This window comes from Enterovibrio norvegicus (assembly GCF_002876705.1).
In the GTDB taxonomy this organism is placed as follows: domain Bacteria; phylum Pseudomonadota; class Gammaproteobacteria; order Enterobacterales; family Vibrionaceae; genus Enterovibrio; species Enterovibrio norvegicus_B.
This window is the reverse complement of the sequence record NZ_MDAG01000057.1, coordinates 345200-362323: the sequence shown is the minus strand read 5'-3', so window position 1 is coordinate 362323 and position 17124 is coordinate 345200. Positions and strand designations below refer to the sequence as shown.

The 17124-nt window shown below is 47.5% G+C and carries 15 protein-coding genes; 8 read left to right on the top strand and 7 right to left on the bottom strand.

Annotated elements, in window-relative coordinates:
- Positions 1 to 23: 23 nt before the first annotated feature.
- From BCT27_RS21015 to BCT27_RS21000, 4 genes are all read right to left on the bottom strand, one after another.
- Positions 24 to 692 carry a TVP38/TMEM64 family protein gene (locus BCT27_RS21015; protein ID WP_102396672.1) on the bottom strand — a complete coding sequence of 223 codons (669 nt, stop codon included), beginning with the start codon at positions 690 to 692 and terminating at the stop codon, positions 24 to 26.
- Between the two features lie 9 nt (positions 693 to 701).
- Complete coding sequence (locus BCT27_RS21010) at positions 702 to 1148, bottom strand: DUF2141 domain-containing protein (protein ID WP_102396671.1); 447 nt, start codon at positions 1146 to 1148, stop codon at positions 702 to 704.
- Positions 1149 to 1880 (bottom strand): SDR family oxidoreductase, encoded by a 732-nt coding sequence (locus tag BCT27_RS21005; RefSeq protein WP_102396670.1) that lies wholly within the window; start codon positions 1878 to 1880, stop codon positions 1149 to 1151.
- A 152-nt stretch (positions 1881 to 2032) separates the two neighbouring features.
- On the bottom strand, positions 2033 to 2644 hold the full coding sequence (locus tag BCT27_RS21000; RefSeq protein ID WP_102396669.1) for a Crp/Fnr family transcriptional regulator: 612 nt from the start codon (positions 2642 to 2644) through the stop codon (positions 2033 to 2035).
- Between the two features lie 428 nt (positions 2645 to 3072).
- Between BCT27_RS21000 and BCT27_RS20995 the strand changes: the two genes are divergently transcribed.
- Positions 3073 to 6195 carry a calcium-binding protein gene (locus BCT27_RS20995; RefSeq protein ID WP_102396668.1) on the top strand — a complete coding sequence of 1041 codons (3123 nt, stop codon included), beginning with the start codon at positions 3073 to 3075 and terminating at the stop codon, positions 6193 to 6195.
- 82 nt (positions 6196 to 6277) lie between these two features.
- On the opposite strand, the gene BCT27_RS20990 is transcribed toward BCT27_RS20995, so the two are convergent.
- The gene (locus BCT27_RS20990; RefSeq protein ID WP_102396667.1) at positions 6278 to 7567 is read right to left on the bottom strand and encodes a ferredoxin reductase family protein; all 1290 of its coding nucleotides are present in this window, start codon (positions 7565 to 7567) and stop codon (positions 6278 to 6280) included.
- 768 nt (positions 7568 to 8335) lie between these two features.
- Between BCT27_RS20990 and BCT27_RS25430 the strand changes: the two genes are divergently transcribed.
- From BCT27_RS25430 to BCT27_RS20960, 6 genes are all read left to right on the top strand, one after another.
- Entirely contained in the window at positions 8336 to 8743 is a 408-nt protein-coding gene (locus BCT27_RS25430; protein ID WP_133153389.1) for a hypothetical protein, read from the top strand.
- A gap of 123 nt (positions 8744 to 8866) precedes the next feature.
- Positions 8867 to 9352 (top strand): hypothetical protein, encoded by a 486-nt coding sequence (locus tag BCT27_RS20980; protein ID WP_102317029.1) that lies wholly within the window; start codon positions 8867 to 8869, stop codon positions 9350 to 9352.
- A gap of 128 nt (positions 9353 to 9480) precedes the next feature.
- Positions 9481 to 10155, top strand: coding sequence for a fimbrial biogenesis chaperone (locus BCT27_RS20975; RefSeq protein ID WP_102396666.1), 675 nt, complete (start codon positions 9481 to 9483; stop codon positions 10153 to 10155).
- Positions 10115 to 10831: a fimbrial biogenesis chaperone gene (locus BCT27_RS20970; protein ID WP_102317030.1), complete on the top strand. Its 717-nt coding sequence runs from the start codon at positions 10115 to 10117 to the stop codon at positions 10829 to 10831. The genes BCT27_RS20975 and BCT27_RS20970 overlap by 41 nt, the downstream gene beginning before the upstream one ends.
- A complete protein-coding gene (locus BCT27_RS20965; protein WP_102396665.1) occupies positions 10828 to 13308 on the top strand; it encodes a fimbria/pilus outer membrane usher protein in 2481 nt (826 codons plus the stop codon). Before BCT27_RS20970 ends, BCT27_RS20965 begins: the two co-directional genes overlap by 4 nt.
- On the top strand, positions 13298 to 14164 hold the full coding sequence (locus BCT27_RS20960; protein WP_102396664.1) for a hypothetical protein: 867 nt from the start codon (positions 13298 to 13300) through the stop codon (positions 14162 to 14164). The genes BCT27_RS20965 and BCT27_RS20960 overlap by 11 nt, the downstream gene beginning before the upstream one ends.
- A gap of 70 nt (positions 14165 to 14234) precedes the next feature.
- Here BCT27_RS20960 and BCT27_RS20955 read toward each other — a convergent pair whose 3' ends face one another.
- Positions 14235 to 15143, bottom strand: coding sequence for a LysR family transcriptional regulator (locus BCT27_RS20955; RefSeq protein WP_102396663.1), 909 nt, complete (start codon positions 15141 to 15143; stop codon positions 14235 to 14237).
- A gap of 137 nt (positions 15144 to 15280) precedes the next feature.
- On the opposite strand from BCT27_RS20955, the gene BCT27_RS20950 reads away from it, so the two are divergent.
- Positions 15281 to 16255: an MBL fold metallo-hydrolase gene (locus BCT27_RS20950; RefSeq protein WP_102396662.1), complete on the top strand. Its 975-nt coding sequence runs from the start codon at positions 15281 to 15283 to the stop codon at positions 16253 to 16255.
- A 92-nt stretch (positions 16256 to 16347) separates the two neighbouring features.
- Here the strand turns inward: BCT27_RS20950 and BCT27_RS20945 are convergent, their stop codons facing one another.
- On the bottom strand, positions 16348 to 16968 hold the full coding sequence (locus BCT27_RS20945; protein WP_017013809.1) for a LysE family translocator: 621 nt from the start codon (positions 16966 to 16968) through the stop codon (positions 16348 to 16350).
- Between the last annotated feature and the right edge of the window lie 156 nt (positions 16969 to 17124).

Below are 17124 nucleotides of genomic sequence, written 5' to 3'. Positions count from 1 at the left end.
CCCTAGCCCCAACAATCTAGCGTTCAAAGCTCGGAATTAACCGCTTTGCGAAAACCATAGCGGTTCAACATTAACCAGCCACACCAGAAGAAAGACGTAAGCAAAACAGCGGTCAAAATGGCAGGTTTAGGGTTTTCGAGGGAACTGATCGACCCCGCGTAAGCTGCAATGAGTGTGTACGGCAATGTCACCGCTATCCACGATAAAACAAACGTCATGAACTTCATGTGGCTGATCCCTGACATACAGGCAGTCACTTCGGGAAGGATCGGCAGCGCGCGGGACAACAGGATCATTAGCACGCCGTGTTTGCGAAATTTATGGCGAAGATCTTGCTGTTTTGCATCGTCTTTAATCACCACATTCAGTAGTTGGTCACCAAAGAAATAGCTCAACCCATAGCCCACCACTCCCGCCAAGAATGTGCCGATAAATGCTGCCAGCGCGCCAATGTATGGCCCTGCAAAGTAGCCCCCTAACATCATGATCGAAAGCGTCGGCACGGCGATAAAAAGGTCTAAGAAAAGCAATGAAATCACTATTGCTGCCACCACTAAGGCATTAACGGACTCAGCTGCCGTCAGCCAGCGCTCGATACTCTCCATGGACAACCAACCAAGGCCGTTGACCACTAAAAATGTAGATGCAAAAAAGACGGCCATTAGGCTCATGAGTTTAATGAGAGATGTCATAAGCCCTCCTTAGGGATAACGCATTGTAATGTCATGTGGCGCATTGCTTTCTTGAAGCTCTGCAACGGACAACCGTGCGCTAGAGAAACTCGGCGCTTTAAAGGTAATACGCGCCCCTTGAGAGAACCCCAAGCCCTCTTTGGGAAGGATACCCGTCCAATTCTTAGTGACCTTGCCATCGTCGTCTTCATCATGAAGGACTTTAATCGCAAACAATGTTGGTACGTTTTCCAACACCACAACGCGCTCAGTGTCCGTGGACGGGTAACGCAGAATGCTCAGTGCTTTGTCGTGCTCCTTAGGAAACCCTTCCTCTTGAAACAACATCACCAATATTGGCCCTGGTCGGCTTGTATCAATCCCTTTAACTCGTATTTCCACACTGTTTTCTAATGCATCAACACTCATCGATATTCCTCCTAAAATCATGGCAATCACCGTTAGCTTCAACGTCATTTATGACCCCTTTAACAGCTTTTTTGCGGCAAAGGGGGCGATAGCAAGCAGTACTCTCAAAAATCGCGTCATCCCAATGTCAAAATCCTTGTTCCCCTTCTCGATACCCGCAATGATTTCAAACGCCGCCGACAACGCGCTGATCTTTCCTTTGCCTCTGCCCGAGGTCATTTTTGTGTCCACCAGCGGCAAGAATGCCTGCTGAACACCCATTGCAGAGCCTTCAAATTGATAACGTAAGCTTTGAGAAAAAATATTGAGCGCGGCTTTGGTTGCGCAGTACACAGCCGACGATGCTTTAGGTACTAACGCAAGCGCGGAGTTAACGTTAACGATTCGCGATGAGGACGCCGCTAACAGTGACGGCAATAAGCCATGCGTTAATGCACACACCGAGGTGAAGTTGGTGTTAATTTCATGCTGAATAGAGTCAAATTCGAAGCGATCATCGTTAAAAAATGGCGTAAATTGCACCGCGGCATTGTTTATCAATACGTCGATTTTGGGGTGCTGGTGCTGAATAGAATGCGCGATGGAATGGACGTTTTTCACATCGGAAAGATCGGCGTTGTAGGTAATAACAGATGGCCAGTCACGTTTTAGTTGATCAAGTTTTTCGGCGTCCCGACCAATCACGATCAGTTGATTTGTCTCGGCCAAGCATTCCACCAGCGCTCGCCCGATGCCGGACGTGCCGCCTGTTAGCACAATACTTTTGTTGGTTAGCTTCATGATGTGTCCCTATCTGAATGATATGGAACTCATCGTAATGAACCGACGACCAAAACAAATTAACACATGTTAAAACGCCAAATTTTTCTGCCAGTGAAATGAACATTTAACCCTAGTATTAGCTCTGGCCTTAGCTATAAAAGCGCAGGGATCTACTTACGTTGATAGGCGTTTTGCATTCCAAGTTTCGCGCGAATGCGAGACAGCGAGACTTCGGTGATCCCAAGATAAGAAGCGATGTGGTAGTTCGGCAATGAAGCCGCTAAATCCGGTTGGGCATCGACAAATTGAAGATACAGTTCAGTGGAAGAAAGCAGAAGTAAATCGGCTTCCCTCTGCTCTTTTTTCATCGCAAGCGCCGTTACCATGGCAAGAAACGCATCTTTCCACCCTGAGTGACTCTCGCTTAACTGCTTTAAGCAGGACGCTGATATTTCAAAACACATGCCTTCCGTTAGCGCTTGGCAGGAGAATCGTGTCGGGCGCGATGCCACGAAGGAAGAGAGGCTTGCTGAAACGTCGCCGCTTTGCAAAAACGATTTGTTTCTTCGTGTTCCATCTGGCGTGAGGTAGTAATTACAAAATGTACCGGAACAGACAAATCGAAGTTTATCCGCAATATCACCCGCGTGAAATAGCACGTCTCCTTTCGAAAACGCGCGAAGCGTTCCTTTGTCAATAAAGGCAGTCCACCCTTCATCTGAAAGTGTAAATCGCGTTCGAAAATCATTTTCAAAAAGGCTTAAGAATTGGGTGTTTTCCATTTATTTTCTTTTCCATGAAATGTGAATCAACAGAGTGATACGACAGCGTGTTTCCTTCCGATCCAATGTTATCACTGTATTTTCCGGTGAATCCGCTGCGCACGCCGCTCAAGATGGCGTCACTCGCTTGTGCTACCTATAAACCCATAGAGCTATTCAGTTGCCAGTTTTGACATTGAACACCCCTCACGATATGCATCTAATCTATTTAGAATCTGCTACTTATGCCCTTCTTTGCATTGTTTTTTGAAATTAAACGCTGCAATTCTTTCCTGTCTAATATCCAGTACAGTTTTCATCTTCGCCTTTGCTTCTAATAGAACACAGTGGCACATAACAATTATCCGCCACTTTTTTCAACATCAACATTTCTGTCGGCAATAACAACGCACTCAAAGCCGCGCGGAAAGCATTAATTGGAGAAAGGTATGAACATCAACGACCAAGATCTATCAGAGCCGAATTCACTCTCACTAACGTCCGAAACGCAGCAGGACGACCTCATTAGCGCAGCCTCAACCACCCGTGCTTTATCAGACATTATTGGCACCAATGAAAACGACACCCTTCATGGCGATGAAAACGACAACCGTATTTATGGATTAGATTACAACGACACACTCTATGGCTACGGCGGCGATGACGAACTTTATGGTGGCTCGCGCTCCGATACGCTCTACGGTGGTGATGGCAACGACAAACTCTACGGCATGGCCGATACCGCCCCCACTGGTCCTTATTATGGATTTAATAAACTCTATGGCGAGAACGGAGATGATGAGCTCTACGGCAGTTTAGGGGTGGATTACCTCTATGGCGGACGGCAAAACGATACCCTTTACGGCGATCAAGGCAATGACCGTCTGTATGGTGAACAAGGCCATGATGCTTTATACGGTGGAGAGGGAATGGATCGTTTGTACGGTGACGGAGGCAATGACTCACTCTATGGAGAAGATGGCATTGACCAGCTTTATGGCGGCAGTGGCGATGATTTTCTTTCTGGCGGCGATGGCAATGATAAGATTTTTGGCGATGCCGGAGACGACGAGCTTAATGGCAATTCAGGTGATGATGAGCTCACTGGTGGTGCTGGCAATGACATCCTCAATGGCGATGAAGGCGACGACGAGCTCATTGGTGGTAGCGGCAATGACCAGCTCAATGGCGGGGATGGCGAAGATACCCTCCTTGCCAATGAAGGAAACGACACCCTGTATGGTGGCGAAGGTAACGATACGCTTTATGGCAACGAAGGCGACGACACGCTCGTTGGCCAAGGCGGCAACGATACCCTTTATGGCGATCAAGGCAACGATACTCTCACCGGCGGGCGTGGTAATAACACGCTAGATGGTGGGTCAGGCTATGACAGTGCGTATGGCGCGGCGGGCGACGATATGATCACTAACAGCGAATTTGCCGTCGGTGCCGGTGGTCAAGACATCATTTGCGCCAATGCTCACACCGCAGACATTGCCATCGGCGGTGCAGGCAGTGACTGGCTTGAAGGCTATGGCAGCGACCAAATTGGCGGCGGCAGCGGTAATGATGTGCTGATAAGCTTTGGTCGAAACGACACGATGCAAGGCGGAACGGGAGATGACGTTTTACTTGTCGAAGGCTCAACCGCAAATAACACACGTCTTTTCGGCGGCGCGGGTAACGATTACTTGTCAGGAAATGACCATGACCAACTTATGATTGGCGGAAGTGGTGCTGACATATTTCATTTTGGCCATTCGATTTTACGCAATGAAGACACCCTCTCCAATGCGCTTCCTTCTAGCGGTAACGACCGTATTGTTGATTTCGAAATAGGCGTCGACACCATCAGCATTGATACTGGCCTCGCGAATAGTTTTGATGATCTGATCATCGAGCAGCACGGCATCACAACACGCATCACCCTCTCAGACGATTCAACCATTACCCTAAACAACACAAGCGCGGATGCGCTTAGTGCGTCAGATTTTGCGTTTACAAGCGCAAACACCTACGCAGACCGACTTGGTGATTGGCAGAGCTATGTTGATCACTATTGGGGCTTTTCGACTGCCGCACACCCTGACCAGTACTGGCACAACGACACCAACAACGTAAAGAAAATCGGTAACAATACGAACAACTATCTAGAAGGAAGTTCAAATACCGCTGAATACTTCGATGGCGGTGCGGGTGATGACACGATAATTTCGACAGGGGGTAACGATATATTGGTAGGTGGAGAAGGTAACGACACTTTCGAACTACAACAAAAGCTCCGTTTGCCTAGCAACAACTCTACTGATATCCAAATTGCGCAGATTGAAGATTTCACCGTTGGCGCAGACACGATATTCGTCACCTTTAACTCTTACGATCTAAACGGCTTTGACTTGTCATCGATTACCGCGGAGCAAGTAGGTTCATCAACCCTATTCACACTTAATGAATACTTCCAGGTTGTATTGAAAAACTTCGATGCCTCCACGTTTGAAAGCGAGCTCGTTTCTTACAACATTCGCGGTAACAGTGGCAACGAAACGCTACTCGGTGATGAAGCCGCGAACACAATCTCCGGAAACAGTGGTAACGACATCATTGAAGGCAAAGGCGGTGACGACACGCTTTCTGGAGAAACAGGCAACGATACTGTGTCGGGCGGCAATGGCAATGACCAACTCCTAGGAGGTGGTGGTAATGACATGCTATTCGGTAACGAAGGTAACGATGAGCTCAATGCTGAAGGCGGCAATGACCAGCTAGATGGCGGCGCGGGAGACGATGTGCTCATTGCAGACATTGGCACCAATATGCTCACTGGCGGTTCAGGCGCTGACACGTTTAGCGCGGGAGACTATAAAGAATATGGCACGCAAAATAGCCAATACAACAATACGGTGACTGACTTTGATGTCGACGAAGACAGCATCATTGTTGCCCACATTATCGACGATTCAAGCCTCTATCACATCGATGAGGACGGTGTTTATCATGCCGACACACTGCTCGAGCAAACGGGAAATGATGTTGTCATGCAATTCTCACCAACCGCCTCTTTCACCTTCCAAAACGTTGATCTTGATGATATTTCCGGCGAACAATTTCACTTTACATTAGCGGGCAGAAACAACGCGAACCATATCGTGGGTTGGAATGGCGATGACACGCTGATTGGCCGTAACGGCAATGACACTTTAGAGGGCGGCGCAGGCGACGATCGATTACAAGGTGACGAAGGCTTTGATACGCTCACGGGCGGTGAAGGGGCAGATACGTTCGTTGTGGATGACGATAGTGCCAACTACGACAGTGATGTTGAAACTGACACCATCACAGACTTCACGATCGGTGAGGATAAAATCGCGTTTGATGATTACTACCACGAAGAGATCGACTTCAATGACTTCATCGTGACCCAACAAGGCGACGATACCTTGGTGCAGATCATTCGAGAATACACTGCGGGTGACAGTCAATATAGTGAAGCCCAAGTGAACGTTCTGCTCACAGGGATTAATGCAGAAGACATCAACGCCAATGACTTTGAGTTCTTCTACTCAGGCTGATAGCCTTCAACACCGCGTATAAAAAAGCACAATCCCTGTTCGGGATTGTGCTTTTCTTTTCTGTTTCGATCAGAGTTAAACCTTATATCGCGCCACGGAAATCAAACAGTTCATAGTGCGTATTGTTTTTCGGCATACCAAGAGACTCCAAGCCTTCTTGCATCGCTTTTCTCACCTCAGGGTTTCCGCAGAAATACAGTTCGGCATTGTCGACATTGCCGTTCAAATCATCCGCGATACGTTCCGGCGTGATGCGCCCTTCTTCCGAATAGACAATCTTCAATGTCACAGACGGCAAGTTTTCAGTGAGCTGTTGCAGCTCCTCGGCAAAAATCGCAGCCTCTGCATTTTTCACCAAGTAATACAGCACCACATTCGGACACGGTTTTGATGTTAACGCGCCGGTGTAATTAAGCTCTTGAAGCCAAGCAACAAAAGGCGTGATGCCGATCCCTGAACCCATCCAAACTTGCGGTGACGACGAGCGGTTCAGCTTGAATCGACCATAAGGCATGTCCAAACGCACCATGTCACCATTGCTTAAATGGTCATACAAGGTTTTGGTGTAATCCCCAAGCCCAGCAACAGAAAAACGCGCAACACCTTGATGTTGGCTGCTCGCAATCGTAAACGGATGCGGTTCTTTGGCGATCTTTTCATGATGAAGCACCGAGATGAACGCAAACTGCCCGGCATTCCAGGTTGGTCTGCCTTGAAGGGGTTTGGCTTCAAAGCTCACCACGCCGTTTTCTTTCTTCACATTCTGCACTTTGGCGAGATGGTGTTTGCTGGTTGATTTACCAAATGCGTAATACCACCATGCGAGCAAGCCCACAATGGAAGTAATATTCATGGCGATGCCCGCAGGAGAGAACAACTGGAAAGGACGCACGGCAAACAAGTAATGGAAGACAGACACGAAAAACACCAAGCCCATCAAGCGATGGCTCCATTTCCATAAATGGTAAGGCAAGACACGCATAAAACTGATGACCACCAGCCCAAGCAGCAACCATGTCGCCCACTCTCCAGTATCTGAGCCTATTTCCATCAAGCTCGAGTCATCGCGTGGCGCTTCCGATTGTGGTACTAACCACCAATGCATAAAGATGGAGAACACGGACCACATGCCCGCCCAGCGGTGCGCTTTATAGACGCGATCTAGCCCCCTAAAGATTGTTTCGAGGATCTCAAGCCGCGTAGACAACACAAAGGTCAATGCCATCGCCACCAGCGCATTCGCTGCGAAAAACGCCGCAACCCAGCGTTGCAGCGTCAACTCTTCAGGCAGCAGACTGCCAATAAAGACAAAGCAAGCCAGTACTACGGCAATCGCCACTATGTTTTTCTTGTTTTCTAGCATTACTTTCATGTTGTCACTCTTCGTTTCATACCGTGTTGTTTATTCAGTGAGTTTCCGTTCGCTGTGCAGATTACGCATTGAAAAAAGTACGACAATGCAAAGTTAAACGGTTATCAGTGAAAATAATGTGAAGTACCAAAAGTGAAACAGAAAAATGCCACATTGCGGCGCATTTTCGTTGCCTAAAACGGCAACTGATCACATCACGCACTGATACAGTGCATCGAAATATGAACGTTTGGCTTCCAAGAAACATCATTCGAGATAAGTTTAAAGAGTGGCTTCTTTGATTTTTAGTCGGTCTAAAGAAATACACCCCAACGAAAAAATATAACGTGTAAACTTTAACAAACAATAAATGACCATCAAAATGGGCATTTTATGGGGAGCCGCTCAACTCAACAAAGCAATCACTATGAAAAACCCAAACAAATATAAAGCTAATTTAATGCATCCATGCATTCTCACAAGACACCCTGCATGAAAAATTGGTCATAATCATTTCGTTTCGTTTCAAAATAAAGAAATAAATAGTCAAATATTAAATAATGACCAACCCCTCCATACTTTTGAGCCAAATAAGTATCATCCCTCTTATTTAGTTCTAATTTAATCTGCAAACTCACTCTGGCGTATCTATTATAAATTTCTTACACACATGATGAAAAACTATCCAATAGGCAGTTTGATTTGGAAATAATCATCAAAAGCAAATGTGCGCCATGTATATTGTTTTTAATAATATCGTCACACACCAACGCCACAGACTCTTTGTCCATGACAATGTTTGGAGAGATTGATTCACGCTGTTTAATTGAAATCAATTCCAACCAACTGGTTGACATTTCAAACCAACGCAGTGACAGCATTCCATTCACTCTTGATTGCAATCAAACACTTACATTATCGATATGGTCAAAACATGGTGGGCTGGCATTAAATAATGGTTTCTATAAAACAACAAACCCATATTTATTAAGCCTGAGTATTTCAAGTGTAGGAATGAATAAAACGTTTAATAGTAAAGAGTTGTCGTCAATCAAAAGAATAACTGAAAACAATAACATACCATTCAAAACAAGAGGAGAGATAAAAATAGAGAAACAGCAAGACTTTGTATTCTCTGGAGAATACAAAGATGTAATAACCATCGATGTTTCACCATCGATAAATGGAAGTTTTTAAATCATCGCCGTATAAAAAAGCACTTTCATCGTAAACGTATACGCCTTAAAAGTGCATTATCTCCCAACGGCATAAATGACAAACTGAAAAATAGTGTACAACCCATTGAAGGAAGACATTATCATGAAAAAACTAGGCATCTATTCAATCGCCGCTTCTGCATTCTTCGCTGCATCTGTTTCGGCTGATCCCGTTTCAATCGCTATTCAAGGTAACGTAGATCCCATCTGCCAAGTATCAGGATTAGGCCCTGTAAATTATCAAGCAGGTATTCTAAATTCAGGTGCAACGCTTAGCACATCGATCCCTGGCCTCACCGTACAATGTAATTATTCTTCCGGCGCAAATGTGACCCTCACAAGCACGAATGAAGGCATGAAAAGTAATTCATCAACTGACGTGGTGCACTACACAGCCACACTGAATATGGCGACGTTAGCAGACCTTACGCTCGACACTTCCGCGTCCAAGTCGTCAGTGGGTGCGTATTCGGGCTCATCCCTTCTCGCTACTGGCGAAACCGCCGCACTTGATATTGCCGTTACAGGTGCAGCAACCTACGCAGGTGATTACTCCGATACATTAACCATCACGATTGCCCAGCAGTAAAAAATCATGGGAGGCTTCTGCCTCCCGTTTTTATTGGCAAGGAGTTTTCGTCTATGCAGGTAATTTCGTCTATACAGGTAATTTCGTCTATACAGGCAGCAATAACTCGTATTTCTCTGCTGCTGGGAATGATGGTCATTGTTCCGTCTTACGCTTATCAGGTTCAACCCATGATTGCGGAGATGACCCCAACAGGCAGACGTGCGCAATTATCGATGCGCATCAATAACACCAACGATTTCCCTCTCACTGTCGAAATGGTGCCACTCAAACTCAGCATGAATAAACGCGGTGAGGAAACCCTTACACCCGCGGATAACGATTTATTGGTGATTCCCGTCACTGCCGTTATCGCACCCGGTAAATCGCAGTCCGTCACCATTCGCTATTTGGGTGCGCCCGACATTACGCAATCACAGGCTTATCGCATTTCTGTTCGCCAACAAAATGTTCTACGAAACAATGAGCAAGACCTAGACGTAGGTTTGTTGATGCGGTTTGACACCTTGATGAATGTAAAGCCAGAAAACGCTGATCCCAACCTTGCGGTGACGGGCCTTTCTTCTGGCAAGCAGCATTGGTCCGTCACGGTGAAAAACTCGGGTGACAGCTATGGCCGACTGAACGAGATGAAATGGACGCTTAAAAATGGCGGGCAGACGCACACCATAAAAGGTAGTGACATTGGTAGCTATATCGACGCCACACTGGTGCTTCCTCACTCTTCTCGAATTTTCGCCATGAAGCCAGTTACGGGTTTTAATGCACGCAATACGACGATCAGCCTCAGCCCTGCCCATTAGCCGAACAGCGCTCCATTGGCTGTGGGTTATCGCTGTATCGCTTGTTTCTGTTCGTGCTTCTTACGGGCTAACCATTTCTCCTACTGTATTAGAAATGTCAGCCTCAACCCGCAGCACGGCCCAAATTCGTCTGGAAAATCACAACACCCACAGCATTCCCATTGAAGCATCACTGCGTCAGTTGGTGTTTGATGCTAATGGTGGGTATGACACGCAAGACGCTGACGACGTAGGCTTGATGATCTTTCCTCCCGCGGCCGTGCTGCCTGCTGGCGGTATCCAAGTGTTTCGGTTGCAATGGTTAGGCGGTAACACCTTACCCGCGTCACAGAGTTTTTTTGTGCGTTTTACACAGCCTCCACTTGAGAATGACATGGCTGACGCCCCTTCCGGCGTCGCCATTGAAATTCACTACAACGCGTTAGTTCACCTCTCTTCCCCATCCCAGCGTGCCGAAGTCTCTTTGAGCGTTGATCCAAATGGTGAGGCGACGGTATCCAATCGTGGTAACCGCTACACCTTCTTGAGTCGCCTTCAGTTTTTGCACGATACGCACCCAAGTATTGATGCACCCGAACAGGTGTTTGGAGAGCGTTTTTTACCGCCATTCAGTTCCTTTACTTTTCCAGCGCCTGCATCCCTTCACACTGGGGAATACGAAAGCGAAGCCCAATGAGGAAAACACGGTTTATTGCCCTTTATGCTTTGTTCCTGCTTTTGCTAGCACAAAGCAGCGTTGCCTTTGCCGAACAGAAAATCAACCCAACAGGGCGCGACATTACGCTGACCTCGTTACTTCGAATCAGTGACAGTGTGATTGGTGAAACCGATATCACCATTACCGCGAAAGACGACATTTTACTGCCCAAACTCGCGACTTTAGACGTCCTCAAAACCTTGGTGGATGAAGATGTTCTCGATGCACTGTCTGCAGACGCCGAGGGCGAGTACTTATCGCAGCTGAATTTTGAACGCATGGGGTTGGGTCTGACGTTTGAGTTTTCCACTCTTGAGTGCGTGATCAGTATTCCCAATGACAAAATGCTGACTCAACAACTCTCCATGGGCCGGGTGTCGGCTTACACCGATTACATTTCCCCGTCGCTGTTTAGCGGATTTCTCAACGTGACATTGTCGAATTCGCTAAACCAATCCGTTGATGATGACACCGACCGACAGCACAACCAGAATCACCGTTTTGAATCCGCACTGAACTACCGTCGTCTTTCATTGGAATATGAATCCACGTACGACGATATTGATGGGTTGGGAACACATTACCTGCGCGAAGGCACGCGCTTGAATCTCGACTTTCCTGACGCCGGCTCACGCTTAGTGTTGGGTGACATGTTCAACAATGGCACCTTGTTTCAAAGCAGCGCCGACATCGCTGGCATTGGGTTAACCCGTGATTTTTCTCTGATCTCTACCAAGAATGTCAGGCCCACCGCTGCGCAATCTTTCACGCTCACCCGCACGTCCAGTGTTGATGTGGTCATTGATGGCGCCATTGTGCAGCGATTCACCTTAAACGCCGGGACGTATAACCTAAACGATATCCCTATTGCGCAAGGGCTAAACAATATCTCGCTCATCATCACGGATGCGAGCGGTCAGAAAGAGGAAATCGACTTCTCCGTTGCAACGGGCAGTGAATTGTTAAACACAGGGGAATTTGAATATTCCCTCATGCTCGGCGCGCCACGCGTATTTGACAGCGACAGACTCCGTTACGATACGGACAAGCGCCTGATCATGGGTAACGTGGAGTTCGGTGCTGCGCCTTGGCTAACGGTGGGTGTTAACGGCCAACAGCTCGACGATGTGTATCAATATGGCGGAAATGTTCTCTTCGCCACATCACTAGGCGTAACAGAACTTCATGCCAGCCAAAGCGAACACCCCTCTTTTGGTTCAGGCAATGCCTTTCGTTTTGCCTTTGATGCTGATATTCCTGAAAGCCACACGTGGCTTAACCAATTCAGCATCCTCTACGACCAACTTAGCCCCAACTTTGCTGGCACCGACGATGTAGACACAGTACGAGATGCCTCTACAAACCAAGAACCTTTGAACAGCGTGCAGCACTTTTGGTCCGTGTTTGCCGCCTTTCAATTGAGTTCGGTTTACCGTGGTTCATTTTCCGCCAACTTCAGCAAAGGCCACCGAGACAATGATAACTACTGGTCTGCAAGCCCCAGCGTTTCAGGCCCTATTTTTGACACTGACGCCACGTGGAGCACACGCGTTGACTACCAGCGTTTCGATAACGGTGATGACGAACTCTCTGGCACACTCACGTTAAGTTGGCCGCTTGGCAGAAAGACGCGTGTTGTCAACCGGCTCCAATCTGAGAACCGCTATGCAGGGTTAGATGTCAGCTACCAAGATGCAGTAGGAAACACAGGCGGTATATCCGCATTCGCCTCAGTTGAAACCCAGGAATCAACGGATGCAAATCTCAATGCGTCGATCGATTACACGGGCAATCGCTATCAAGCCAGCATTGACCATGCCACACGTTACAGCGACATTAACCAAGATGTCCGCACGCACAACACACGCGTTGAGATCTCCAGTGCCATCGCATTTTCAGGCACGACTTTCGCCATTGGACGAGAAATTGGCGAAGCCTTTGCGGTGGTCAGTAAACACTCGACGTTGTCAGAGAATCGCGTCGCAGTTGACCCCGCGGAAGACGAGAAATTTGCGCGGGTATTCCTTGAAGGAAGCAGCCATGTTCTGGTGTCCGATCTCGCGACATACAGTGATCAAATCATCAGCTATCACGTTGATAATCTGCCGCCAGGTTATGACCTTGGTGAAGGTGGCTTCGCGTTGTATCCCGGCTATCGGCAAGGCTATGCCCTCAACATAGGCTCAGATGCCGTCATTACTGCAATGGGTACGTTGATCAACAGGCGCACCGCTTCACCCATCGCGTTGGTGGCAGGAATCGCTTACTACCTCGATGATGAAAACATTGCCCCGCTAGATTTTTTCACCAATCGCCAAGGCCGTTTTGCCATCTCAGGCCTGCGGCCGGGTAACTACAAACTTGTATTGAAAACCAACGCGGAACAAACACTGACCCTATCCATCGACAGTGTTGATGACACTTTTGTTCGCTTAGGAGAACTGTATGTGGATTAAAACAATGCTGGCAGGCATGTTGGCGCTTTACCTTCCCGCGTCTATTGCCGAGGAATGCACCGCCTCGATACTCAATCTCAAACCGGTACTCAGTGCCAATACTTACGATGTGTTCTCTTCCGCCAGTTACCCGCTCAAAAAACAGTATGAACTGACCACCAACATCCCAGAAGGTTGTTCACTTGACGTTGTGATTGAAGTGAATGACGCTGCTAGTGCATTGAAGAGCAACAATCATAGGGAAATGCGCTTCGAATATTACGCTCAGGCAGGACGATTAGAAGCGGGGAAATGGCGCATCACGCTTGATAGCCATCAGCAAAGTACTGTGTTTGAGCTTCGTTTTCCTAACAACCAATGGCTAGAAGCCGCCGAATACAGTGGGATGCTTAAAGCGACCTTGTATCAAGAAAACAGCGTGATGGAGCAAGACCAATCGGAATTACGCATTGCCACCAAGGTCGTGCCGAGTGCAAGAATACAATTCTATGGGCTCACTCAGCGCCATTACAACCTCGATCTCGGCTCGCTAAAAACGAACAAGATCATCAACTATGCACCGCGTCTCTGGGTGGAAAGTACCGCCCCTTATACCCTCTCTGCGGCGTCCCAATTCAATGGAAAACTGCGTCACCAATCTCAAAACCCGAAATGGGATTTAGATTACATGATGCGAATTGCGAGTGAACAGATTGCCTTAGACGGCGGAAGCAGTGAATGGCGAAGCAACGTCTCGACCGAAGGCACACCGCTCCCGATCCAAATCATTATTGGTAACACGGAAAGAAAAGCGGGCGGGCGTTACAGCGATACCATTCACATTCACGTCGAGCCCGATTTGTCTTATACGCCATAAGGCGAAACGGACACACGATTCCCTCTGTGGGTATAAACACAGACGGACAAGAACATTTATGTCCGTTGTGTTATTCCTCATCCCAATAGGGCGTGCCCGAAAATCTATCGGCAAGAAAATCGATAAAGGTACGTACGCGACGAGAAAGATGACGGGTCTGCGGATACACGGCATAGGCATTCAGTGCGTTAAACCCACAACCATCCATAATAGGAACAAGCTCCCCTCGTTTTATTGCGTCCGACACCACGAAGGTAGGTAAATGCGTAATGCCTAAGCCAGCCACCGCCGCAGAGACCAAATATTCACCACTGCTCGCCTTTATGACGGTGTTAATTTTCACCTTCTTTTGAACACCCTCCGCCGTTTGAACACGCCAATGTTGAGTGTCTTTGCTCAAACTGTAGCTCAAGCATTGGTGCGTTGATAGCTCGTCAATACACGTTGGCGTTCCGTGTTTCTCAAGGTAGGACGGACTAGCACAAATAACATGTTTTACCGAGGCGATTCGACGAGCAAGCAACGTAGAATCCGGTAAATCGGCAATGCGGATCGCGAGATCATACCCTTCTTGAATCAGGTCTACTTGCCTGTCATTAAAATCCAATTCGAACGCAATGTGTGGGTGCTCAAGCAAAAAGTCATTAATCGCCGCACTCATGTGCATCACGCCAAAGGTCGAAGGCATCGCTACTTTCAGTGAACCTCGCAATACGCAATGCGCCTGCGACGTTGCTTGTTCGGCTTCCCGTAAATCTTCAAGAATACGCAGACAGTAAGCGTAATAGGATTTACCCGTATCCGTGGGATGCATAGAACGTGTCGTGCGATGAAAAAGCTGCACGTTAAGATAATTCTCGAGTTCTTTCAGGCGTCGACTAACCGCTGACTTTGCGATCTCCATGTGGTCAGCCGCCCCACTAATGCTGCCAAACTCCACCACGCGTACAAAGGTTTCCATGTTCGTGAACTTATCCATTATCCCTTCGATTCCTTCCCTCGATTGTTCTCTATTGAAGAACAGCTAATTAACAAAACTCGAGTTTATTCTCCGTTTACGCATTCTTATACTTTCAAGGAATGTTCAGGAAGTAAACAAAAGGGACGGATAAAATAATGAAAAGAAACATCATCACTGCAGCTCTCCTCGCCACCACCGCTTTTGGTGCAGCAACGGCGACAGCCAACGAACCAGTGTGGGATGCAAACAAAGTACAGCTGATTTCAGAAAAGCTGGATGACGGCGTTTATGCTTACTACCCTTCTGACGCAAAAGAACTCGAAAGCAAAGGCCTACCTGTTGCGACCAGCGGCGGTTTCATCGTGGGCGATAAAGGCGTGTTAATCATCGATACCATGCTGAACAAACGTTTGAACATGCAAGTCCAAGGCATGGTAAAAGCGGAAGCAAACAAGCCCATCATTTATGCGGTCAACACCAGTTCTCATGGTGACCACTCCTACGGCAACATGTATTTGCCGAAAGAGACAAAAATCATTCAACACCAAGAAACACAAGATTACATCGACGAGCATTTTGAACACGATACGCAGTTCATGATGCAGAACTTTGGTAAAAATCGTGGTATCGAAGAAGTCTTGCCAACAGACGCGGACATTCTTGTCGGTGACGGCGGCAAAATCACCCTCGATCTAGGTGGCAAGATGGTCGAAATCATGGATTTTGGTTTCGCTCAAACCGGTGGTGATCTGTTCATCTGGGAACCTGAATCAAAAACCATGTGGACAGGTAACCCAATTGTGGCCGTGAAGCCTTCTCTACCTTGGTTGCTTGGCGGCCATTTGCTGGAAACGCTTGAGTCGTTGCAAGAAGTTCGCGCTTTCTTGCCTGATGATGCCACCGTTATTCCAGGCCATGGTTCACCCATGACGCCTGACGATATTCAATGGCACATTGATTACCTTGAAGCGGTAAAAACACAAGTACAAACGGCTATCGATGACGGATTAACACTCCAAGAAACCGTGGCGAAAGTGCAACTGCCTGAGTTTACAGGTTACGCCCTGCGTGATTGGGTTCACCCTGGTTTGAACGTGCCTGCGGCGTATAAAGACTTGTCGGCGAAATAGTCGATAGCCACGATCCAAAAACAAAAAAACAGAAACAAAAACCAGAAACGAAAAAGCCATCCGAACGGATGGCTTTTTACTCTCAACAACAATCATGACTGTCGATTCATCAACAGCAAATTCCCACCGGAAAGCCCTAAAACAAATGCGCAACCACGGTTAAACCATCGTGCCATTTTAGGCTGTTCAAACCACTGCCTGAGGTAAATGCCAAACACGGCATAAATCGCAATGGCCGCGATTTCTAGGCCCAAAAACGTCACGCCGAGAACGAAAAACTGCGTATTCACGCTTGCAGAAGTATCAACAAATTGCGGTAAAAATGCCGTGAATATCAAGATTGCTTTTGGATTTCCAGCGGCCAAAGCCAACTCTTGCTTGAACAGCGCTTTTACCGGTTTATGACGTTCAGAATCGGTCACAGGAATGCTGGTTGAGCGCCACAGTTGAAACGCAATCCAGAAAAGATAGAGCGCACCAAACAGTTTAATGGCGAAGAAAACCGTTTCAGAGGCATACAAGATCACGGCGAGGCCAGAAGCCGTCAGGGTAATCATTGCAGAAAAAGCCAGAATTCGCCCTAAGCTGCCAATCATTGAAGCGCGAAAGCCATAGCAACGCGCATTATTCATCGCGAGTAGATTGTTTGGCCCTGGCGTCATGTTCAATGCAAAACATGCGGGCACAAAAAGTAATAGTGAAAGCAGATCCATGCGTTGTTCCTTACCAGCATTCTGTTTCTAACCTTATGCGTCAGCGTACGTTGTGCGCATCATTCAGGTCAATGCCCAATAGTTCCCCGACATCAAGGCATACAAACTAGATCGACGCATTCTATCGAACCCTCTCGCAATGATTTTATCGTCTTG